This window comes from Crassaminicella profunda (assembly GCF_019884785.1).
Classification (GTDB): domain Bacteria; phylum Bacillota; class Clostridia; order Peptostreptococcales; family Thermotaleaceae; genus Crassaminicella; species Crassaminicella profunda.
On the sequence record NZ_CP082326.1, the window covers coordinates 2,619,274 to 2,641,002 of the forward strand.

Annotated in this window: 22 protein-coding genes; 8 read left to right on the plus strand and 14 right to left on the minus strand. The window is 30.4% G+C overall.

The window, feature by feature from the left end; genetic code table 11:
• Nucleotides 1-73: 73 nt before the first annotated feature.
• The 4 genes from K7H06_RS12420 to K7H06_RS12435 all read left to right on the plus strand — a co-directional run bounded on the left by K7H06_RS12420 (nt 74) and on the right by K7H06_RS12435 (nt 2,869).
• Nucleotides 74-1,093 carry a threonine aldolase family protein gene (locus K7H06_RS12420; protein ID WP_223036364.1) on the plus strand — a complete coding sequence of 340 codons (1,020 nt, stop codon included), beginning with the start codon at nt 74-76 and terminating at the stop codon, nt 1,091-1,093.
• A 46-nt stretch (nt 1,094-1,139) separates the two neighbouring features.
• Nucleotides 1,140-1,601: a MarR family winged helix-turn-helix transcriptional regulator gene (locus tag K7H06_RS12425; protein ID WP_223036365.1), complete on the plus strand. Its 462-nt coding sequence runs from the start codon at nt 1,140-1,142 to the stop codon at nt 1,599-1,601.
• 6 nt (nt 1,602-1,607) lie between these two features.
• Nucleotides 1,608-2,105: a GNAT family N-acetyltransferase gene (locus K7H06_RS12430; protein WP_223036366.1), complete on the plus strand. Its 498-nt coding sequence runs from the start codon at nt 1,608-1,610 to the stop codon at nt 2,103-2,105.
• Between the two features lie 119 nt (nt 2,106-2,224).
• Entirely contained in the window at nt 2,225-2,869 is a 645-nt protein-coding gene (locus K7H06_RS12435; RefSeq protein WP_223036367.1) for a VTT domain-containing protein, read from the plus strand.
• Nucleotides 2,870-2,879: 10 nt separating this feature from the next.
• On the opposite strand, the gene nikA is transcribed toward K7H06_RS12435, so the two are convergent.
• The 8 genes from nikA to K7H06_RS12475 all read right to left on the minus strand — a co-directional run bounded on the left by nikA (nt 2,880) and on the right by K7H06_RS12475 (nt 12,360).
• Entirely contained in the window at nt 2,880-4,481 is a 1,602-nt protein-coding gene (gene nikA, locus K7H06_RS12440) for a nickel ABC transporter substrate-binding protein (RefSeq protein ID WP_223036368.1), read from the minus strand.
• Nucleotides 4,478-5,248, minus strand: coding sequence for an ABC transporter ATP-binding protein (locus K7H06_RS12445; protein WP_223036369.1), 771 nt, complete (start codon nt 5,246-5,248; stop codon nt 4,478-4,480). Before K7H06_RS12445 ends, nikA begins: the two co-directional genes overlap by 4 nt.
• Nucleotides 5,232-6,005, minus strand: coding sequence for an ATP-binding cassette domain-containing protein (locus K7H06_RS12450; RefSeq protein WP_223036370.1), 774 nt, complete (start codon nt 6,003-6,005; stop codon nt 5,232-5,234). Before K7H06_RS12450 ends, K7H06_RS12445 begins: the two co-directional genes overlap by 17 nt.
• Nucleotides 5,986-6,825, minus strand: coding sequence for an ABC transporter permease (locus K7H06_RS12455; protein WP_223036371.1), 840 nt, complete (start codon nt 6,823-6,825; stop codon nt 5,986-5,988). The genes K7H06_RS12450 and K7H06_RS12455 overlap by 20 nt, the downstream gene beginning before the upstream one ends.
• A complete protein-coding gene (locus K7H06_RS12460; protein WP_223036372.1) occupies nt 6,822-7,784 on the minus strand; it encodes an ABC transporter permease in 963 nt (320 codons plus the stop codon). The genes K7H06_RS12455 and K7H06_RS12460 overlap by 4 nt, the downstream gene beginning before the upstream one ends.
• Nucleotides 7,763-9,502, minus strand: a complete 1,740-nt coding sequence (locus K7H06_RS12465) for an ABC transporter ATP-binding protein (protein ID WP_223036373.1) — start codon at nt 9,500-9,502, stop codon at nt 7,763-7,765. Before K7H06_RS12465 ends, K7H06_RS12460 begins: the two co-directional genes overlap by 22 nt.
• 1 nt (nt 9,503) lies before the next feature.
• Nucleotides 9,504-11,153, minus strand: a complete 1,650-nt coding sequence (locus tag K7H06_RS12470; protein WP_223036374.1) for an ABC transporter ATP-binding protein — start codon at nt 11,151-11,153, stop codon at nt 9,504-9,506.
• A gap of 217 nt (nt 11,154-11,370) precedes the next feature.
• Nucleotides 11,371-12,360, minus strand: coding sequence for a helix-turn-helix transcriptional regulator (locus tag K7H06_RS12475; protein ID WP_223036375.1), 990 nt, complete (start codon nt 12,358-12,360; stop codon nt 11,371-11,373).
• Between the two features lie 293 nt (nt 12,361-12,653).
• On the opposite strand from K7H06_RS12475, the gene K7H06_RS12480 reads away from it, so the two are divergent.
• Complete coding sequence (locus tag K7H06_RS12480) at nt 12,654-13,523, plus strand: PhzF family phenazine biosynthesis protein (protein ID WP_223036376.1); 870 nt, start codon at nt 12,654-12,656, stop codon at nt 13,521-13,523.
• A 136-nt stretch (nt 13,524-13,659) separates the two neighbouring features.
• On the opposite strand, the gene K7H06_RS12485 is transcribed toward K7H06_RS12480, so the two are convergent.
• Together K7H06_RS12485 and K7H06_RS12490 are read right to left on the minus strand one after the other, a co-directional pair.
• Complete coding sequence (locus tag K7H06_RS12485; protein WP_223036377.1) at nt 13,660-14,373, minus strand: metallophosphoesterase family protein; 714 nt, start codon at nt 14,371-14,373, stop codon at nt 13,660-13,662.
• Between the two features lie 322 nt (nt 14,374-14,695).
• A complete protein-coding gene (locus tag K7H06_RS12490) occupies nt 14,696-15,325 on the minus strand; it encodes a TetR/AcrR family transcriptional regulator (RefSeq protein ID WP_223036378.1) in 630 nt (209 codons plus the stop codon).
• 179 nt (nt 15,326-15,504) lie between these two features.
• On the opposite strand from K7H06_RS12490, the gene K7H06_RS12495 reads away from it, so the two are divergent.
• Together K7H06_RS12495 and K7H06_RS21545 are read left to right on the plus strand one after the other, a co-directional pair.
• Nucleotides 15,505-16,317 carry an EFR1 family ferrodoxin gene (locus K7H06_RS12495; RefSeq protein ID WP_223036379.1) on the plus strand — a complete coding sequence of 271 codons (813 nt, stop codon included), beginning with the start codon at nt 15,505-15,507 and terminating at the stop codon, nt 16,315-16,317.
• Between the two features lie 184 nt (nt 16,318-16,501).
• On the plus strand, nt 16,502-16,642 hold the full coding sequence (locus tag K7H06_RS21545; RefSeq protein WP_223036380.1) for a zinc ribbon-containing protein: 141 nt from the start codon (nt 16,502-16,504) through the stop codon (nt 16,640-16,642).
• 202 nt (nt 16,643-16,844) lie between these two features.
• Here K7H06_RS21545 and K7H06_RS12505 read toward each other — a convergent pair whose 3' ends face one another.
• A complete protein-coding gene (locus K7H06_RS12505; protein ID WP_223036381.1) occupies nt 16,845-17,378 on the minus strand; it encodes a permease in 534 nt (177 codons plus the stop codon).
• The gene (locus K7H06_RS12510; protein ID WP_223036382.1) at nt 17,375-17,860 is read right to left on the minus strand and encodes a permease; all 486 of its coding nucleotides are present in this window, start codon (nt 17,858-17,860) and stop codon (nt 17,375-17,377) included. The genes K7H06_RS12505 and K7H06_RS12510 overlap by 4 nt, the downstream gene beginning before the upstream one ends.
• 462 nt (nt 17,861-18,322) lie before the next feature.
• On the opposite strand from K7H06_RS12510, the gene K7H06_RS12515 reads away from it, so the two are divergent.
• A complete protein-coding gene (locus K7H06_RS12515; protein WP_223036383.1) occupies nt 18,323-19,519 on the plus strand; it encodes an L-lactate MFS transporter in 1,197 nt (398 codons plus the stop codon).
• Nucleotides 19,520-19,601: 82 nt separating this feature from the next.
• Here K7H06_RS12515 and thiH read toward each other — a convergent pair whose 3' ends face one another.
• Both thiH and K7H06_RS12525 read right to left on the minus strand, forming a co-directional pair.
• Complete coding sequence (gene thiH, locus K7H06_RS12520; protein WP_223036384.1) at nt 19,602-20,762, minus strand: 2-iminoacetate synthase ThiH; 1,161 nt, start codon at nt 20,760-20,762, stop codon at nt 19,602-19,604.
• 11 nt (nt 20,763-20,773) lie between these two features.
• Nucleotides 20,774-21,544, minus strand: a complete 771-nt coding sequence (locus tag K7H06_RS12525) for a thiazole synthase (RefSeq protein ID WP_223040021.1) — start codon at nt 21,542-21,544, stop codon at nt 20,774-20,776.
• Nucleotides 21,545-21,729 lie beyond the last annotated feature (185 nt).

Below are 21,729 nucleotides of genomic sequence, written 5' to 3' on the forward strand. Positions count from 1 at the left end.
CAACTATCAAAATGCTTTTCTTTATTCTCTGTTAATAGAATTTACTTAAAAATAATAATAAAGGAGGATTTCCATGTACAGTTTTAAAAATGACTATAGTGAAGGTGCACATCCAAAAATCTTAAATGCTCTAATCGCATCAAATATGACTCAAGAAGAAGGCTATGGAAATGATACGCACACAAACAGTGCAATTTCTAAAATAAAAAACCTCATAGGCAATAAAAATATTGATATTCATCTTATTTCTGGAGGAACTCAAACAAACCTTATAGCCATTGGTGCTTTTTTGAGACCTTATGAAGCTTGTATATCTGCCAATACGGGACATATTGCTGTTAACGAAACAGGCGCCATTGAATATACTGGCCACAAAGTAATCACAATAGATTCAAATGATGGAAAAGTCATTCCTCAAAAAATCCAAGAAGTATTAGATGCTCATGCAAATGAACATGTTGTAAAACCAAAGCTTGTATATATTTCTAATCCAACAGAATTAGGTACAATCTATACAAAAGAAGAAATTAAAACCTTAAGTATTTTTTGTAAATCTAATGATCTGATCTTATATGCAGATGGTGCAAGATTAGGTTCAGCACTTTGTATTAAAGAATCGCATCTAACCTTATCAGATATGTGTAATTTTACAGATGCATTTTTTATTGGCGGAACCAAAAACGGAGCCCTTCTTGGTGAAGCTTTAGTAATAAGAAATGAAAATTTAAAAGAGAATTTTAGATATCATATCAAACAAAAAGGAGCACTCCTTGCTAAAGGAAAGCTTTTAGGGATTCAATTTGAGGAATTATTTAAGGATAATCTTTATTTTGAACTTGCAAATCACGCTAATGAAATGGCAAATCTTTTAACAGAAGGTCTAAAAGATTTGAATTGTAAGTTTTTAATAAATTCTCCAACAAATCAAGTATTTCCCATTTTAGAAAATAAGTTGATTGAAAAACTAGAGAAAAAGTTCATCTTTTATATTTGGAAAAAAATAGATGATACCCATTCTGCTATTCGACTAGTTACTTCATGGGCTACTAAAAAAGAAGCTGTCATTGCTTTCATCCATGAACTAAAAAAATAAATCTACAAATTATAGTTTTTCCTAGTGAATGATAAAATGTTAGGAGGTGAACCTCATAAAATTAAATAATTATATTCTAAGAGAAATAGGCGCACTCTCTAGAACCATCCATACTATTGTAGAAATTAAATTTAAAGAATTAAACTTACAAAAAGGTCAATTTATATATATAACAAGAATATGTGAACATCCTGGAATCAATTTAATTCAACTATCTAGCTTACTTAAAGTTGACAAAACAACCACTACTAAAGTCATTCAAAAACTTCTAAAAGAAGATTTTATACTGAAAAAAAAGAATAATGATGACAAACGTTCATACCAACTTTATCCTACTTCTAAAACCTTAAAAATCTATGAGGAAATTATAAAAGAAGAAAATCGAAATATAGAAATATGTTTTAGAGATTTTGATGACGATCAAAAAAAGTCCGTATTAGAGTTGATCAAAAAAATGAAAAAAAATCTAGAAACTGATTGGTATCAACTCAAAAATTATAAGGAGTAATCTAAAATGATAAGAAAATCAACATTCAATGATATAGAACAAATTATGGATATCATAAGGGCTACTATTGAAGAAATGGGGTCTTATGGTAATCATCAGTGGGATACTAATTATCCAATCGCAAAAGATTTTATCAAAGATATAGAAAACTATGAGCTATATACCTATGATCTTGATGGACAAGTTGCAGGTTTTGTGTGTATTAACCATGAAGAACCTATTGAATATAAAGATGTAAATTGGTCTTCTCCTGAAAAATTTATGGTTATTCATAGAATGGCAATTAATCATAATTATAGAAATCAAGGAATAGGCACTCAATTAATAAAATTTGCAGAAGAACTTGCAAGAAACAATCAAATTAACTACCTTAAAACAGATACTTATTCTATAAACTTAAAAATGAATTCTCTTTTCAAAAAGCTTGATTTTAATCATGTAGGAAATATAAAATTTTTAGGTCGACAGCATGATTTTTATTGTTATGAGAAAATTTTAGGCTAATTTTTAAAAAGAAATAAGAAAAAAATCTTAAGAATTCTTAAGATTTTTTTCTGTTTTATCTTAATATTTAAAAGTTACAATATATCGTAGAATCATAATTGTAAAAGAGGTGTTCTACTATGAAAAAACACAAAGTACTAATCAACATTCTTTTTATTATCATATGGATTTTGCTGTTCACCATAATGAGATATTTTTTGAAGATTTCAACTTTAGCTGATTTATTCACATTTATAAAATGTCATGAAAAAATAGCAACAATAACTTTTTTAATATTATCCATTGTAAGAATTTCTGCCTTTTTACCAGGAATGCTATTTATGATTATAGGTGGTTTATTATTTAATCCTATGTTAGGTTTTACTTTATCTATGGTTTCAATGATTGTAAGTGAATCCATTATATTTATGCTAGCCAAAATTTCTTTTAATAGTAGATTTATAAACAAAATAAATAATAAATATCCTGAATTAATGAATATGTCAAAAAAATATAATCATCAATTCTTAGCTCTAGCAATTTTATGTCCTATAGCTCCAACAGACCTAGCTTGCTTTATTTCCTCTTACGTGGGTTTAAAATACAAAAGCTTTTTTCTGACTGTCATTATTGCTAATATTCCCATAATATTCATTTATACTATTTTAGGTCAGAGTTTCTTATATTCAATATACTATTTTATATTAATAGTAGTTACCTTCTCTGTGATAAGTATATATTTGGTGAAAATTTGGAATAGATTAGCAAAACCTATCTCTGAATAATATTTACAGATTATTTTATCAACCTCATATCTAACTCTCCTGCAATAGGTGGAAACGCAAGAGAAGAAATCTTTTCTTTATTGTATAAAGCAATTTGTTTTTGATAGGAAATAGGTATATATATTGCACTATCATTAAGCTGTTTTAGTATCTCATTATAACAAGATTGTATTTTTACTTTATCATTAATAGAAAATAATTTTGCAATTTTTTTGTCTAGTTCTAATTTTTCTGACAATCCCTGCTGTGCTGCATTATCAAGACTATAACTAATCATTCCACCAATATAAGTATGTGGATCATAAGGAGCTGCATATGTAGCATTGAAGGAAAGCTCAAAATCTCCCTCAAAACCACGAGATCCCCATATCATCAATTCCACTCCATCGAGTTTAATCTCTATACCGATTTCTTTCATCTGTGCTGCAAATATTTTAGCAATATCCCCTTCTGCCCCTCTTCCGGTCACATACATCAATTCTAAAGAAAGCTTTTTACCCATCTTTTCTCGAATCTCTTTTCCCTCAGGAAGAAGCCAACCAGCTTTTTCTAAAAGTTCTATTGCTTTTTCTGTATTATATTTATATGAATCTACTGAAACATTGCAATATGGAAGCTTTGGATTTAAAATCGTATCTGCTTTTTCTTCTAATCCAAGTAGTGTGGTATCTATGATGTTTTCTTTATTCACTCCACTTAATATAGCTTTTCGTACATTGATATCTGATAAGATTTCATTTTTTGTATTTAATAAAATACTTCTTGTTTCTGATTCATTTTCAGAAAGTACTCTTCCAATTTTATTGTTATTTTCAAACTGGGAATACGCTTCATAGGAAAGTTGCTTTGCACCATAAATTAAATCAATGTCTCCACTTTCTAATGCCATCATTCTAGCATCAGGATCTGGAATAACTTTGATAATTACCTTTTTATATTTAGGCTTTTCACCCCAATAATCTTCATTTAAAGTAAATATATATTCTTGATCTTTAACGGCTTCACTTAATATATATGGACCTGTCCCAATGCTTTCTTTTAATATCCCTGCAGTGTTACCATCCTCTGGAATAGCCCCTGGACTAATCATTCTGATTGGAAATTGTGCACACATATCTAAAAGAGCTGCATAATAAGGTTCCTTATATATAAATTGAACAGTATATTCATCTACCACTTTTACTTTTTCAAGTTTTCCTATTCCACCCATCCAAGAAAATCTATCTACATTTTGTAAAATCCCATCCATGTTTTGTTTAACTGCTAAAGCATTCAATGGGATTCCATCTGAAAATTTAACATCTTTTCTTAAATGGAATGTATATACTTTTCCATCATCTGATGTTTCAAATTTTTCTGCCAAATAAGGAACTGCTCTTTCCCCATCAAATTTTACTAAGGGCTCATATACTAATCCTAAAATTTCATGACTATATCCATCTTCTGAAGTCAGTGGACCAAAATTGTCCAAATCACTAGACCAACCAATACTAATTTCATGATTTTGTTTCGTTTCTTTACTCTCAACATCTACTTTCTCTACTTTACCACAACCTGCTAATAATATAATCATCGCTAACATTAATCCTAATAATTTACTTTTCTTTTTCATTTTATTCCTCCTAATACTTTATATTTAAATTTAGGTACTGCTCTTATAAGTTCATGAGCATAATTGCTTTTACACTGAGATACACTTTTAAAATTCTCTATATTTTCTATGATTTTTCCTTCTTTTAAAATAATCATATGAGATGCTAATTTTTGAGCAACGCTTATGTCATGAGTTATAATAACAAAGGTAATTCCTTGATTTTTTTGAAGTTTTCTTATAAGCTTGATCATATTATTTTTGATTTCAGGATCAAGCCCTGAAGTACCTTCATCAATAACTACTAATTGAGGACGGCAAATAATTGCTCTTGCTACGTTTATTCTTTTTTGCTGACCTGTGCTAAAATCATATGGATATTTTTCTCCATCATTTTCATTTAAATCTACCAATAATAAAATTTCTTTTACTTTCAAATACCTCTGTTTTCTATTAAAATTAGTAAAATTCTTTAATGGCTCTGCAATAATGTCCTTAACTTTCATCCTAGGATTTAAACTATTTTGAGCATCTTGAAATACTACTTGTATATTCTTTCTATAGTTCTTCCAATCTTTTTTATTAAAGATACGAATAGGTCGTCCTTCATATAAAATATTTCCTCCTGTTAATGACTCAAATCCTAACAATATATTTCCTATAGTTGACTTACCACTACCACTTTCTCCAACAATTGCTATACTTTCTTTGCTTTTTATGTGAAATGAAATTTGATTTAGTGCAATATTTTCTTTGTATTTTTTAGATAAATTAGTAATCATAATCATTCTCAATCAATTCCTTTAACATTTTCTTTGTACATTCTGATTTGGGTGTCATTAAAAGATCTTTTGTTTTCCCATATTCAATAGTTTTTCCATCTGAAATCACCACCATATGATTAGCAATTTGACTAACAATAGCAAAATCATGAGATATAAAAACAATAGTTACTCCATATTCTTCATTTAATCTTTTAAAAGAACGTATTATTTCTTTCTGAGTAATTGTATCTAAAGCAGTAGTAGGTTCATCAGCAATAATCATTTTACTCCCTACAGCCATAGCAAGAGATAACATAACTCTTTGCAACATTCCTCCACTAAGTTCATAGCAATAACTTTCAAGTACTCTTTCTACATCATGTAATCCAAATTTTTCAAACCATTCTTTAATAATTTTATCTGCCTCTTTTTTATTCACCTTTAAATGCTGCATTAATGTTTCTCTACAATGAGATCGAATAGTAAAAACTGGATTAAATGCAGTCATTGGGTTTTGCATAACATACGAAATTTCTTTTCCTAACAATTTTTGCATTTCTTTAGGTGCATAAAGTTTTTCATCCCAAATGATTTCACCTGCTATTTTAAATTTTTCCGAGCTCAATAATCCAGTTGCAGCTTTAAAGGTTATTGTTTTTCCACTTCCTGATTTTCCTACTACTGCTAGTATTTCTCCCTTTTCTACTTCCAAGTTTATAGATTTTACCAATACTCTATTTTGACTTTTCACTACCAAGTTTTTAATTTTGAGTTGCTGCATGAATACCGCCTCTCTTTTTATCAAGTACATCTCTTATTCCATCTCCTAATAAATTAAATCCTATTGAAGTAAAAAATATAAATAATCCAGGATAAATCATTAATTGTGGTTGTGAAAATATATATTTTCTACTCTCATTTAACATAGCTCCCCATTCTGGAACTGAAGGACTTACCCCTAAACCTAAAAATGAATAGGCTGAAAGTTCTAAAATAATTCGCCCCATTCCTAAACTTACATATACAATAAATGCTGGAAATATATTAGGAATAATGTGAAATAATATGATTTGTAAGCTTCCCGAACCTGATGCTATGGCAGCCTTTATATACTTTTTATTTTTCTCTTCTAACACATATCCTCTTACAACTTTCGCATACCAAGCCCACTGAGCAATCACCATAGAAATCATTAAATTGCAAATTCCTTTTCCCATAATACCAATCAATACAAAGATAAATACCATTTGTGGAAATGCCATAAATACATCACAAATCCCTACAAAAATGCGGTCTACCTTTCCTCCACAATAAGTTGGTATAGTTCCTATAGTTAGGCTAATAACAGATATAACTCCTATAATGATGAAGGATACTCCTAATGAATATTTGGTACCTATTGCTATTCTTGTAAGAATACATCTTCCAAATTGATCTGCTCCTAATAAATATTTGAAAGATTTTGTAGCAAATTTATCACTTGATAAAATCAAAAATGGGTCATTCCCTGAGATAACAGGAAAAGCAATGCCCAAAATAATAATAATAGTCAATATCACTGTACCTGTAAAACATTGTCTGTTTTCTAGAATTTTTCTCATAACAAGCTATTTTCACCTACTCTCTTATCTATTTTCATAGCAATCAAATCTGCTACTATATTCACTAAAGAAAAGGAAAATGCAATAATAATTACATACGCATTTATTGCTGGATGATCCCGTGAGAATATTGCATCAATACCATATCTTCCTAAGCCTTTTATTGAAAACACTGTTTCTATAATAGCTGTTCCAACTAAAATATTCCCTATATTTTGTCCTAACAATGCTATTAAAGATACACTTGAACTTTTTAAAATATGCTTCATCATAATTTTATAAAAAGGAATTCCACGAGCTCTTGAATAAATCACAAAATCTTCTTCTAATTGATTTAAAATATTCGTTCTTACCATCCTTGTATATGTTGCAAAAAAAGGAATAGATAGAGTTATACTTGGCAATACATAACAATTAAAATGATCTTTAAATATAAAGGGCAGCACATTTAATTTAATAGAAAAAAGGTAAATCAACATGAATCCTACCCAATAAGAAGGCATAGACATTCCCATCAATGAAATAACTCTTATTATGCTATCTATCCTTTTATTCTTATAAGTAGCAGATAGTATCCCTAAGGGTATTGACACTAACAGCATAATAAAAACAGTTCCAAACACAATATTTAACGTTCTTTTAAAACAAATTGTAATTTCTTCTACTATTGGTTTCCCTGTCACAAAAGAATTTCCAAAGTTTAATGTAACAGCATTCTTTAACCAATCTATATACCTCTTATATAAGGGTTGATTAAGACCTAATTCTTCTTGTATCTTTTTTACAGTTTCTTCCGTTGGCCACATCATATGCTTGTGAATATATGCATCTGCTGCATCTATTGGGGATAGGCTCAACAAGAAAAAACATAACATAGTAATCCCTATTAATACCAACAACAAAGAAACTATTCTTTTAATTAAAAATATCTTCATTTTTAATTGCTTCGGATTTTCCATTGATTTACCCCTATCTGACCTTTCCATAGATTTTGATAAATACCATTTTTTTGAATCAACGCATCATGTGTTCCTTCTTCTTTTAATATCCCTTCATCTAAAACTAAAATTTTGTCTGCATCTGTAATAGCTGCAAATTTATGAGCAATTATAAACACAGTCTTTCCTTTTACAAGATTAGCAATTCCTTTTTGAATTTCTATCTCATTGATAGGATCTACACCACTTGTAGCTTCATCTAATATAATGATCGGTGAATCCTTAACAATAGCTCTTGCAATAGCAATCCGCTGACGCTCTCCTCCAGATAATGTTGATCCTCCTTCACCCACTATTGTTTCATATCCCTTTGGCAAATTTTCGATAAACTCATGACAACAAGCAAGTCTTGCAGCTTTTTCAATCTCTTCTTTTGTTGCCTTTTCATTTCCATATTTTATATTGTTATAGATGGTGTCATTAAATAAATAATTATCTTGAAATACTACCGATATATATTTCATTAGCGTCTCAATTTTATATTGACGAATATCTCTTCCCCCAATTTTAATTTCACCACTTTCTATATCCCAAAATCTCATGATAAGTTGTATCAATGTTGTTTTACCACTTCCTGATGGTCCTGTAATTGCTGTCATTGTATTCTCTTTTGCAACAAAGGAAATATTTTTCAAAATATTTTTCTCATTATATCCAAATGTCACATTAGAGAATTCTACATGAAAGTTTTTACACTCAAAGTCCCTTTCTGGTTCTTCCATAGGTTTAAATTTCATTAAATGTTCTACTTTATCCAAACTAGCCTCCATAGCCTTAAGTGTTCCATCATATGCTGATAATATTTCAAAGGGCTGATAAATTTGAATGCCTATCACTGAAAACATCAAAAATACACCATAATCAATCCTTTGATTCATTAGTAAATAACTACCTAATGACAATGCTACTCCAAATCCTAAATACATAAACATTGAATAGCTCTGCAATAAAGGAATCATTTTTGCATCTGATTTGATTGTCTGATCTGCGAATTCTCTAAAAATATTTTTCATACGTTTGGAATGATTTTCACCATTATTATAGGCTTTCACTGTTGCGATTCCTTGAGTGTATTCTACAGTGTTCTCTATTAGTTTCGTTTCCGCTTCTAATTTAACTTTTGCAGAACGAACATACATTTTTCTGATGATTCGATTTAATAAATATGAAATGGGAAACCCACTAAAAAATGCAATAGTCATAGAAACATTTAATGTTGATAAAAATAAAACTGTAAGCACTAAACTTGTAACACTACTTACCACTTTAGACACTAGTTGCATTGCATAAAGTTCTATTTGGGTAAGTTCATTGGTGACTATGGCATTAATTTCCCCAAGGGTTTTTCCAAAAAAATCACCCATTAGCATTTTTTTCAGAAAACGTGCAACTTCCTTTCTTTTGTCTGCAATAACTTCATATCCTACGCTACTGATTGTTTCCGTTTCTTTAAGATGAAAAATATATTGTATCAAAAGACATACAGCCAATCCTATAGTATATTTAAAAACACTTGTATATGATAAATTTTCATTGATCATATCTTTTATAAAAAGATACATAAATAACAATGGTGCACAAGAAAACATACTTTCCAAAATGCCAAATACTATCCCTTTTTTTACTTTTGATTGAAAACTTCCTGATAATTTTAAAATCCTACGAACAGAGCAAAGCATATTAGCGCACCTCCTTTGTACTTATTTTGAAGTTAAGTGATTCTTCATATTTTTTATACATAGTTTTGTACAACCCAGTATTCTCCATTAACTTTGAATGTTTTCCTTCTTCCACCTTTTCTCCTTTTGAAAGCACTACAATTTTATTGGCATCTACAATCGTTGAAAGTCTATGTGCTATTGTAAGAACTGTTTTATTTTTAGATAAGTTCGAAATAGCCCTTTGAATTTCCATCTGATTTTCTGCATCTGAAGATGCTGTTGCTTCATCTAAAATAATAATCGGTGAATTCTTTAAAATTGCTCTAGCGATTGCAATTCTTTGTTTTTCTCCACCAGATAATTTATTATTTACTCCTCCAACAATCCTATCTAATCCTTTTTCAGTAACTAATTTGCCACAAGAAGCAAGTTTTGCTGCTTCCATGATTTCTCTATCTGTAGCATCTGGTTTTCCCATTCGAATATTATTTCGTAGTGTATCATTAAAAATAATCGTATCTTGAAAAACAAAACTAATATTGTCCATCAGTTGCTGTATGGGTATTTTTTTAATAGGAATACCTCCTATTAAAATTTCACCTGTATCTACATCCCAAAATCTAGCAGAAAGCTTTGCAATGGTACTCTTTCCACAGCCTGATTTTCCAACTAATGCAGTTAATCCTCCTTCTTCTGCTCTAAATGACATGTTTTTAACTGCTTGTTGACTCTCCGTATAACTAAAACTTACATTTTTAAATTCAATAGAATAATTTTCAAATTTAACTTCACAATCACTATTTTCCATTTCCTCTTCTTCTAAAAATAATCTAACTTTTTCAAAGGATTGGTTAATCATTGGCATAGTATCCGTAAATTCTCCTAGCTTAACTAATGGAACAGAAAATGAAAATGACATTAAAAAGAAAAACATAACAGTACTAATATCTACATCTCCTCTTAACAATAAAACACCACTAGTCGGCAATAATATAAACAAATTTGCTTTTATAAGCACTGCGAATCCTGACATATATCTCCAACAAGATTTATACCAATCTAATACATAATACTTGAATGTATCTACCGTTTGATCAATTTTTACTGTAGATGCATCTGTCTTATTGAAAGACTTAATAACAGTCATTCCTTGAATATATTCTATAATGGAAAAATTCATGTTCATTAACGAAGTAGAATAATTCTCCATCTTTTCTTGGCTACCAGTCATCATTCCTGACAATATTTTGTAAGCAATTGGAATAATCCCTATTGTTGCAATTGCTAATCTCCAGTCTAAAATGAATAATAATATAGCAACTAATATAGGAACACCTAAACTTGATGATACTTCTGGAACATGATGTGCTAAAAATCTTTCAAGATTCTCTACATCTTCTACTATAAGTTTTTTATAGTACCCACTATTTTTTTGGGTCACTCCCCCTAAAGACAATTGTTCTAGTTTTTTAAGTATTTTAAGCCTAATTCCATATAACAAATCTGCCGTAGCTTCATGGGAAATGTACGAAGATATAAAAAAGCAAACAAATCTCAAAATAATCCCTATAACTGCCCCTAAGATATAATTTTTAACTTGGTAATTAGATTGATAAAACAATGTAACAATTCGGTAAATACAATAATATGGTACTATTGAAAAAATCACAGACAAGCACCCACAAAATACCGAAATGGAAAATTTTCTTCTCTCTTCTTTACAAATATTAATAAGTTCTTTAATACTATTCATCATAATTATGGCATAATAGCTAATTTAACTAACTATTGCTGCATCCCTCCTCACACAAAAATAAGACTATATAATCCAATCAATTAGAATTATATAATCTTATTTAAAAAGATTCTGCCTATAAAGGGAGTTTTTATGCTCCAAATTGAAAATCCTTTGGATTTTCTCCATAAATTTCTTTAAAGTTTCTAGCAAAATAACTTGCATTTGTATAACCTATAGCACATGCTACTTGACCAATATTCAAATCTCTCTGGGATAAAAGTTCTTTTGCTTTTAGCATTCTTATATGTTTTAAATAAGCAAATATGGTCATGTTATATAGTTGTTTAAAACCTTTTTTTAACTTATATTCATTTAAATGTACTTCTTTAGCTAGCATACTAATGGTATACGGCTCTACTATGTTTTCTTCAACAATTTGCCTTGCTTTTTCAATAGCTTCACAAGCTTGTTTATCTAAAAACAATAAATTTTCTTTTTCTTTTTCCAACTTAATCTCTTTTTCCCATACAAGGGATAACACTTCAATAGCTTTGCTCTGTAAATACATCATTTTTCCAATGTCAGAAAAATCACAAGCCAGCATCTGCTTAAAAATATATTTTATTTCTACTTTAGGTTTATGTGGTTTAGTCAGATCAATAGCTCTATATGATTTTCTAAAATCTATTAAACTCTTTTGCGATTCCCTATTTAAAAGATTTTCATTTATAAATTTTTCATTGGCTATAATGGTAATATAGTTTATTTTTCTACCCTCAATAAATTTAACGATCCCGCGCATTTTTTCTCTGAAATATATACTCATATTGCCACCACTCAAATTCATATCTCCCGCTTGCTCTTCATTATTAAAGAGATTTCCATCTACCATATAATTCATTTCACAAGGTGGATTGCTTAGATCATATTCAAACCCAATAGATTTTTTTAAATGTAAATCAGTAATACATAACTCCATTCCATTTCTAAATCGTATTTGTTCTATAACCCCTTCTCCAAACTCAGGATTCACATAATATCTTATGTACATACCCACTTTTTCACTCCCAAATTTGCATACTTTTACAAAAAAATCATAAAAATCATCCACATTTTTAACAGTGAAATTTTCATTCATAGCAATCACCTCTCATTTAATCTATTTTAAGGATTTATTTTATTTGATTAACTATTAACATTTTTTAAACGATATTAATTATCATTATCTATCATTGTATTCTATTCCTTTTTATTTGTAAAGTTATCTTCTTCTAATTCCCTTAACTAAAATAAAAACAATCCATCCAATAAAAAGGATTTCTCTATATAATATAGAACTATTTCTTGTAGTGTCCCCCTACGTTCATCTCATAATCTTCTGAGATGAATATACTACAAATAAAATTTATATTTATGAAGGAGAATAATCCAATGAAAGTAAAAGTATATACCCTTAATGCATTTGGAAAATCAAGTAATGGAGGAAACCCAGCTGGTGTTGTATTAAATGCAGATACTTTATCTGATAACCATATGCAAAGAATTGCAAAAGAAGTTGGTTTTTCAGAAACTGCATTTGTACAAAAGTCCAATGATGCAGACTTTAAAATAAGATTTTTCACCCCTAGTGAAGAAGTTGATTTATGTGGACATGCTACTATTGCCTGCTTTTATGTATTAGCAAACAAAGGTATTATCAGTCCTGGAAAATACAAACAAGAAACAAAAGCTGGTGTATTAGATTTAGAAGTAAAAATGGATGGTACAATTTTAATGAATCAAGCCCTTCCTGAATTTCTTGAAATCATTGATAAAAAAGAGATTGCAAATTCTTTAAATATTTCAGAAGATGAAATTGCATCTGACTTGCCTATTCAAATCGTATCTACTGGATTAAAGGATATTTTGATTCCTATTAAAAATTTAGATACTTTACTTTCTATGAAACCAGATTTTGATAAAATTACAGAAATAAGCAAAAAATATAACGTAGTAGGCTATCATGCGTTCACATTAGAAACAAAACTTGACAATACTGCTCATTGTAGAAATTTTGCACCTTTATATGATATTCCTGAAGAATCAGCAACAGGTACCTCTAACGGAGCTTTAAGCTGTTACTTATTTAAATATGGAAAAGTTACAGTGGAAAATAAAAACCATTTAATTTTCGAGCAAGGATATTCAATGAATAAACCTTCTGAAATAAGTGCTAGTCTCTCAACAAATGATGAAAATATCATAGCCGTAAAGGTTGGAGGAAATGCTTCTGATCTTAAAGAAAAAATCATTGAAATATAATACAATAATGTTCCATATCTATGTTAATAAATATGGTTCTTATACTTAAAACTATCATTTTTGTAGCATAAAAATAATCCAAGGACCTATAATAATAGGTTATCCTTGGATTTTTATGGATTTTTGTAGTAATAATTTATGATATTCCTTTTCGTATTTTCTCAGCAAATTCAGTTGGAATTTCACTATCTTCAATAGCTTTAGCCATTTTTTCGTAGTCATATGTAACTTCAATGATTTGCGTTTTTAGATCATCACTATCCACATCTATTATCATATAAGTAGCATTTGGATTTCCATGCTTTGGCTTACCTGCACTTCCTGCATTGATCATATGAATACCTTTTACCTGCTTGTGAAATGGTTTGTGCGTATGACCACATATCATAATATCTACATCAATTATATCAGCAATTTCCTCTAATTCTTTTGAGTCTTCATAAAGATATTCATTGTTTTTTCTAGGACTTCCATGTACTAATAAGATTTTTTGCCCTTCAACTTCAAAGACTATTTTTTCCGGTAATTCTCTAAGCCACTTTTTATTTTCCCCTGTTGTATTTTCTTGTGACCAATACAAAGATTTTGTCCCCATTGCCATTAATTTATCATCTTTATAGTCACAACCACAAGCAAATAATTCTTCCCCTACACTCTGGTCATAATTTCCTTGTACTGTAGGAATATTTTTTTCTTTAATTAAGTTGATTACTTCATTTGGAAATGGTCCATATCCTACTAAATCTCCCAAACAATATATTTTTTCTATGTTCTTATTCTCTATATCTTTAAGCACTGCTTCTAATGCAAAAATATTGGAATGAATATCTGTAATGATGGCTATTTTCATAAATAAAAACCTCCATTTATATTAAACATTTTTTATACTCCTTTTCTTATTCCATCACAATCTATATATTTACCTTTTCTTTCAACATGTCACCTCCATCTTATCTCTTGTTTCCATATTTATTATATTATGCATATAGATCTATGCAAATATGTTTATATGTTAATTTCTTGTTAACTCATTTCCTTTTCTTCTCAATATTTTTTTTACGAATATTGAGTTAACGCAGTACCAACGAATACCCTCTCCTGAAAATTTATGTGCTATCACTATTTTCATCATCTATACCTGCAATATATATCTACTTTTCCTCAAATATCTGTTAAGATTTAAATATACCTGATACTAATTTTAATCCTAATCCAGTAAAATCCTCTACATCCGAAGAAAAATGTTCTAAAAATGAATCATCTGATTCAGATATCATATGTAAAAAACCATTTAAAATAAAGATAAAAGTATATGCACCTTTTAAAGGTTCAATATCAGAACGGATGCTTCCATCTGCAATTCCTTCTTCAAAAACGAATGCTAATTTCTTAAAAATTTGTTCATCTATTTCTCTCCACTGTCTGTGCTTAGGCCCTAGAACTTCTTTTTTATTAATTTGTCGAACATGATTTATAATCCTGACGGTCTCAGGACACTCCTTAAAAAAATGATAATAAGCTTTACTTACAAGCTTTAACTTATCAAATCCATTTTGACCTTCTTCTGCATCCATATAATAAGAAAACATTTTATGAAATCCTTTTATAGCTACTGCAAAATACAATTCTTCCTTACTCTCGAAATACTTATATAAGGTTCTTTTTGTAAATTCTGCTTCTTTCGCAATTTCATTCATAGAAACATTATCAAACCCTTTATTAATAAATATTTTTTCAGCTGCATCAATCATTGCTAATTCTCTTTCTTTTTTTTCTTTTTGCCGTCTTGATAAATTATTCATAGGATTCTCCTTTTTTTACTTGACTATCCAAACTTAACCAAATATACTTATATTGTATACCAAGAGTATACTTTTTTCACTATAAGTATACATCTTACCCGTAGTATAATTCATTCTTATATTTGTGTCAATTTCAACCATTTATTTGAATCCCTATATAAAATTTAAGGAGGTTCTCTATGCAAACAACTATTTATTATTTTTCAGCTACAGGAAATTCCCTTGCTATGGCAAAAAAAATTGCAACTCATCTAGGTAATACAAAATTAATATCTATCCCAAAGCTTATTAACCAAAACGAAATAACAGTCATGACCTCTAAAGTTGGTTTTATTTTTCCTGTATATGCTTGGGGAATGCCTAGAATTGTGGCCGATTTTGTTGAAAAACTCAAATTTAAAAATACTGAATATGCTTTCGCTATAGCAACCAATGCAGGTACAATAGCAGGTACATTATTACAATTACAGAAAGCACTAAAAAAATCTAATATCCATTTAAATGCTGGTTTTTCCGTTACGGCACCTAATCATACTCCTTTATCAGAAGACGGATTAGCTATAATAAAATTCATGCATTCCATATCTGGAAAACAAGTATATGCGTCTTATGAAGAACGTTTATCAGAAATTGTTTCTATCGTGAAAAACAATCAACCTCATAAAATAGAAACTACATCTTGGCTTTCCAATAAAGTAGGCTCTTTTCTTTATAAGGGTGCCATGAAAACCTTTCAAGTAGCTGATCAAAATTTTTCAGTTAATGAAAATTGTACTCATTGCAATAAATGTGTGACAGTTTGTCCTAGAAACAATATAAAAATGAAGGAAAATAAACCTGTTTGGTTAAATAATTGTGAATTATGCTTTGCTTGTTTTGAATGGTGTCCAATGGAGGCCATCCAGTATAAAGGAACTCCTAAAGATTTAAAAAGAAGTCATAATGATGAGGTTACATATGAAGAAATCATTGCCAAAGGTTCAGAGACATAATTTTTTAGTAATACCCTTTAAAAATAAAAGCAGATGCCATCACATCTGCTTTTATTTTTCTTTTATTTTACAATCACTTTTATATGAATTTTAGCAGGGTTCATTAATCATTCGCAAGTTTCGACAATTGGAAGGATTTTACTAGTTGCATATCTAACTCTACTTCAAGAAAGGTGGTGTTCTTATGCCAACAACAGGCGAAAATCCAGGAAAAGGAAGATATCTCTGCAAGAAGTGTGGTCAAATAGTTATACTTACTTATAATACAGATACACTACCCCCATGCCCTAAATGCGGTCACACTACTAAATACTATATAGTCTAATCTCTACAAGTCCTTTTATCTCCTCATCTGAATAGCCAAAGATTTTACCTAAAATCCATTGCTCATAAATCGTCTTTGGTTGTTCAGACACACCAGATCTAGAATCACTTAAATAATCATTGTAGTGATTTTATTTGTTTCTTATATGCTTATACTATTTAAATGGTATCTACTAGATTAACAGATATTTTAATTCATTTTCTTATTCCATTATCTCAGCTTTTTTATAAATTTTGTCTACTTCATCCTTAGATATAAGCATAGATAAAGTATACGCTATCAATATAATCCCTGGAATATCTACTAATAATCTCGTAAGTGCAAAAGGCAATCCTAATGCTGACATTTCAAATAAAAACATAGGAATTTTAGTAGTTGACCAAGCACCAATAAATATGAGTATATTGCTAAATTTAACTCCTTTTTTCATGAATACTCCTGCTATTGGAAAAGCTCCATATAAAGGTCCTGCCGCTGCTGAGCCTAATATAATAGCAAGAATTATCCCTTTAAGCCCTGAGCCTTCCCCCATGAATTTTACCATTATTTCTCTTGGTACCCATATATCTAATAATCCTAAAAGGATGAATACAGGCGGAATAACCAAAATCATCTCCTTAATACTATATCCTGCAATATGAATAGCTTTTATTCCTAAATCTCGATTTAAAATAGTCATTATAAATATGATTAGCATTGTGACCATAAAAAATTTATATCTTTTCAAAACCTTCATATTCCTCCCACTACCTTTCCAATTACATATGCAACGAAAAAAGAGAATACAAACCCAAACACATTTCTTAATATAGTTAGTCGCTTTCCAAAATATTTGATTTCAACTGGTATCGTGATAATCCCTACCATCATCAGGGCAGAAATAAATGCACCTATTTGCATATATCCTACTCCTTTTTTCAAAAGCATAGCTGCTGTTGGAAAAGCAACAAAACCAGGTATCAATGTAATAGCTCCAACAATAGCTGATAAAAAAACACCTATCCAACCTGATTCTTTTCCTAATAAACTAGATATCCATTTGGGATCTAAAATAGCAAGAAGTATCCCTACCACCATAATGACCCCTAAAAATTCAGGCAATATATTTTGAAAGGATTTCCATGCTTTTTTTAGTGCTTTCCTTGTTTTATTTTTATCCTTTACAAAAGATACACCCAGCAATATAACCGTTATCATATACATACTATAATTATTCATTTATATCCCAACCTTACTAAATATTTATTTTCATCAATGCAAATAATATTTAACAAATATATTCCAAGCTATCATTTTAGTGAATAGCTACACTGTCATTTATCCATACTATCTTTTAAGTTTAACATAAATCCATCTAGTTCCTCCATATTTACTTTAATTTCTTAATACAAAGTTATTTGACCACCATAGCTATATTCACCCAAACCTTCAAGTAATCTGCCAAAGATTAATTTTTTTCATGTATTTCACATAACTTTATAAATTCATTGAATATTTCATAATTTTTTCTTGCTTCATACATAAAATAATCATATAATAGCTACTATACCATTCCTAATATTATAATTAAAAAGACTAATAAAAAACTTTTCTATTTAAATGTATACCTAAAAAATATTTAATCTGCTATTATTTTTTCATTCTTAAATAAAAACCTTATACTACAAAGGAGGAATATTCATGACTAACAAAACAATCAATCGTTGGTTTGTTGTATTAGGTGCTGTATTATTGCAAATGTGCATAGGTGCTATTTATACATGGAGTTTGTTTAATCAACCACTTATGGATCAATTCGGTTGGGAAAAAAACCAGGTAGTTCTTACTTATTCAATTGCTGTTTTTATCTTTGCTTTCTCAACTATTTTTTCTGGTAGACTACAAGATAAAATAGGCCCAAGAAAAGTTGCTACTATTGGTGCTCTTCTTTATGGAGGAGGATTAATGCTTACCTCTACAGCTACATCTCTTATCCAATTATATATTTATTATGGTGTTATAGCTGGAGCTGGAGTTGGGTTCGCTTATGTTTGTCCATTATCTACTTGCGTTAAATGGTTCCCCGAGAAAAAAGGCTTTATTACAGGTATAGCAGTTGGTGCTTTTGGACTTGGAAGCTTCGTTTTCAAATCTGTCATTCAATATTTTATAGCTAATAGTGGGGTTTCTTCTACATTCTTTTATTTAGGGCTCATCTATGCTGTTTTAGGTTTAATTGGCTCTCAATTCTTAATCCTTCCACCAGTTGAATATGGATCAGTTGTTCAGCAGTCTAATACACCTAAAGAAAATGTCTTTACCTCTTTAGAAATGATTAAAACGAAATCCTTTTATTTTGTTTGGATCATGTATTTATTCGGATGTATGAGTGGGCTTTTAGTTATTGGACTTGCTAAAGATATTGGTATGCAATTAGCCGGATTAAAAGCTTCAGTAGCTGCAAATGCAGTTGCTATGATTGCTCTGTTCAATGCTAGCGGAAGACTTATATGGGGTACACTCTCAGATAAATTAGGTAGAATAAGAGTCGTAACAATGATGTTTGTAATAACTGCTATATCCATGATTACAATGAGTGTAGTTACTTTAAGTTATGTTACTTTCTTTGCCTCCTTAGCTGGTGTCGCTTTCTGTTTTGGAGGATTCTTAGCAGTATTCCCAACAATAACAGGAGAATTCTTTGGTATTAAAAATTTAGGTGCAAACTACGGAGTTGTTTATCAAGCATATGGATTTGCTGCATTAATAGGTCCTATAATCGTTGCAAATGCTGGCGGTTTAAAACCTACATTTTTGATAGCTGCTGTCCTTGCTGTAGTAGGTGCTATTTTAACTTTTATAGTAAAGCCACCTACAATAGATCCTATACACTCATAATAAAAGCGACCAAAAACATGGTCGCTTTTATTTATCCCAAGAAATATACTACTAGGTTATCCTTGAATTTATCACATAATCATTATACATATACATAATCATTCATTACTGGCTGCAAACCACGACCTTTAATTGCCTCATATACTTCTTCTACAGAACGGCTATCTGCAATTTCAAATTGATCATCTCCTGTATCATCTATCTCTTCAACATGACTTCCAATTCCAGTACTAACACCCGCTGAAATCTTAGTAGCAGCTATTCCAATTATATGATCACGGAATCTCTCACATTCTCTCGTTGAAATAGTAATGTTTGCAAATGGCATAAAGAGACGATATGCTGTAATTACTTGCAAAAGTTGTGGTTCATGAACATCTTTAGGATTAATTTTGTCATTATTAATAATCGGTCTTAATCTTGGACAAGAAAATGCAATTTCTGCATGTGGGTATTTTCTTTGAAGAAGATATGCATGTAGTCCTGTAGCAAAAGCATCTTTGCGAAAATCATCTAGTCCAAGTAATGCAGCAAATCCAACGCCTCGCATCCCCCCCTTTAATGCCCTTTCTTGAGTATTAGCCCTATACGGAAATATGCGCTTATGTCCTGACAGATGAAGCGTCTCATATTTATCTGAATTATAAGTTTCTTGGAATACCGTAACAAAATCCGCACCGCACTGACGAAGATATTCATATTCATCAGAATTCATGGGATATACTTCTAAGCCTACCATTTTAAAGTATTTACGTGCAATCTTACAAGCCTCTCCAATGTACTCTACATCTGACATTTTTCGGCTTTCACCAGTAAGAAGCAGCACTTCCTCTAAACCAGTTTTAGCTATAGCCTGCATTTCTTTTTCCATTTCTTCAGCATTTAATTTTGCACGACGTATTTTGTTGTGACAGTTGAATCCACAGTAGATACAGTAATTTTCACAGTAATTGGCAAGGTATAAGGGCGTAAACATGTAAATTGAATTACCAAAATGCTTTCTTGTCTCCGCCTGTGCTAACTGAGCCATTTCTTCTAAAAATGGAGATGCTGCAGGAGATAATAATGCTGCAAAATCTTCTACTGTACGAGAATCATGATTCAAAGCTCTTCTTACATCTGCCTCTGTGTATTGATCATAATTATAATCTTCCATACGGCTAATGACTTGTTCTATTATATCTGATTCTAAAACTTCCATTCCTATCATATATTCCATATGATTTATACGTTGTTCGCTCATAATTGCACCTCCTATTCTTCCAAAAATCCGGTCAATGGTGAAGATGCAGATGCACCCTTATAAAGTACACGGCCTAAACCAGAAAGATATGCTTCACGTCCAGCTTCAATAGCCTTTCTAAAAGCACCTGCCATAGCTGGAATATCACCCGCAGTTGCAATAGCAGTATTAGCCATAATAGCTGCAGCACCCATTTCCATAGCTTCACAAGCTTGGGATGGACGACCGATTCCTGCATCAACAATAATCGGAAGATCAATCTCATCTACCAATATTTTGATAAATTCTTTTGCAGCTAATCCCTTATTAGAACCAATTGGTGCTGCCAATGGCATAATACAAGACGCTCCAGCATTAACTAAATCACGAGCTACATTCAAATCTGCATGCATATACGGCATTACAATAAATCCTTCTTTTGCAAGAATTTCTGTAGCTTTAATTGTCTCATAGTTATCTGGAAGTAGATATTTTGAATCATGAATAACTTCAATCTTTACAAAATCTCCACACCCCAATTCTCTTGCTAACCTTGCAACCCGAACTGCCTCCTCTGCATTTCTTGCTCCAGATGTATTAGGAAGCAAAGTTACACCATCTGGAATATAGTCTAAAATATTGTCATTCCCTTTAGTATTTGCACGTCTTACTGCCAATGTAATAATTTGTGCATCTGCATATTCTATTGCCGCCCTAATTAAATCTAAATCATATTTTCCTGAGCCCAAGATAAATCTAGATGAAAACTCATGTCCTCCAATTTTTAATGTATCTTTTTTCATTAGCATTTATTCCTCCTTTTTCTAAACAAAAAAGGCCACACGAAAAAATACACCCATGGTGGTGTACCCCTTCGTGTGACCTTCACACTCTGCCGACATTTTATCATTATCTTGAATCAATGTCAAATCAAATTTATTACTCAATATATTCTTTACCCTCTCATATGATATCACTAACCAAAACT

Bases quoted from the DNA above. Each gene is read 5' to 3' on its own strand.
- nikA (WP_223036368.1), bottom strand. From the start codon at position 4,481: ATGAAAAAGAAAAGTAAATTATTAGGATTAATGTTAGCGATGATTATA.
- K7H06_RS12525 (WP_223040021.1), bottom strand. From the start codon at position 21,544: ATGAAAAAAGATACATTAAAAATTGGAGGACATGAGTTTTCATCTAGA.
- K7H06_RS12480 (WP_223036376.1), top strand. From the start codon at position 12,654: ATGAAAGTAAAAGTATATACCCTTAATGCATTTGGAAAATCAAGTAAT.
- K7H06_RS12465 (WP_223036373.1), bottom strand. From the start codon at position 9,502: ATGCTTTGCTCTGTTCGTAGGATTTTAAAATTATCAGGAAGTTTTCAA.
- K7H06_RS12475 (WP_223036375.1), bottom strand. From the start codon at position 12,360: ATGAATGAAAATTTCACTGTTAAAAATGTGGATGATTTTTATGATTTT.
- K7H06_RS12450 (WP_223036370.1), bottom strand. From the start codon at position 6,005: ATGCAGCAACTCAAAATTAAAAACTTGGTAGTGAAAAGTCAAAATAGA.
- K7H06_RS12495 (WP_223036379.1), top strand. From the start codon at position 15,505: ATGCAAACAACTATTTATTATTTTTCAGCTACAGGAAATTCCCTTGCT.
- K7H06_RS12485 (WP_223036377.1), bottom strand. From the start codon at position 14,373: ATGAAAATAGCCATCATTACAGATATTCATTCCAATATTTTTGCATTA.
- K7H06_RS12455 (WP_223036371.1), bottom strand. From the start codon at position 6,825: ATGAGAAAAATTCTAGAAAACAGACAATGTTTTACAGGTACAGTGATA.
- K7H06_RS12430 (WP_223036366.1), top strand. From the start codon at position 1,608: ATGATAAGAAAATCAACATTCAATGATATAGAACAAATTATGGATATC.
- K7H06_RS12515 (WP_223036383.1), top strand. From the start codon at position 18,323: ATGACTAACAAAACAATCAATCGTTGGTTTGTTGTATTAGGTGCTGTA.
- K7H06_RS12460 (WP_223036372.1), bottom strand. From the start codon at position 7,784: ATGGAAAATCCGAAGCAATTAAAAATGAAGATATTTTTAATTAAAAGA.
- thiH (WP_223036384.1), bottom strand. From the start codon at position 20,762: ATGAGCGAACAACGTATAAATCATATGGAATATATGATAGGAATGGAA.
- K7H06_RS12435 (WP_223036367.1), top strand. From the start codon at position 2,225: ATGAAAAAACACAAAGTACTAATCAACATTCTTTTTATTATCATATGG.
- K7H06_RS12445 (WP_223036369.1), bottom strand. From the start codon at position 5,248: ATGATTATGATTACTAATTTATCTAAAAAATACAAAGAAAATATTGCA.
- K7H06_RS12505 (WP_223036381.1), bottom strand. From the start codon at position 17,378: ATGAAGGTTTTGAAAAGATATAAATTTTTTATGGTCACAATGCTAATC.
- K7H06_RS12490 (WP_223036378.1), bottom strand. From the start codon at position 15,325: ATGAATAATTTATCAAGACGGCAAAAAGAAAAAAAAGAAAGAGAATTA.
- K7H06_RS21545 (WP_223036380.1), top strand. From the start codon at position 16,502: ATGCCAACAACAGGCGAAAATCCAGGAAAAGGAAGATATCTCTGCAAG.
- K7H06_RS12510 (WP_223036382.1), bottom strand. From the start codon at position 17,860: ATGAATAATTATAGTATGTATATGATAACGGTTATATTGCTGGGTGTA.
- K7H06_RS12420 (WP_223036364.1), top strand. From the start codon at position 74: ATGTACAGTTTTAAAAATGACTATAGTGAAGGTGCACATCCAAAAATC.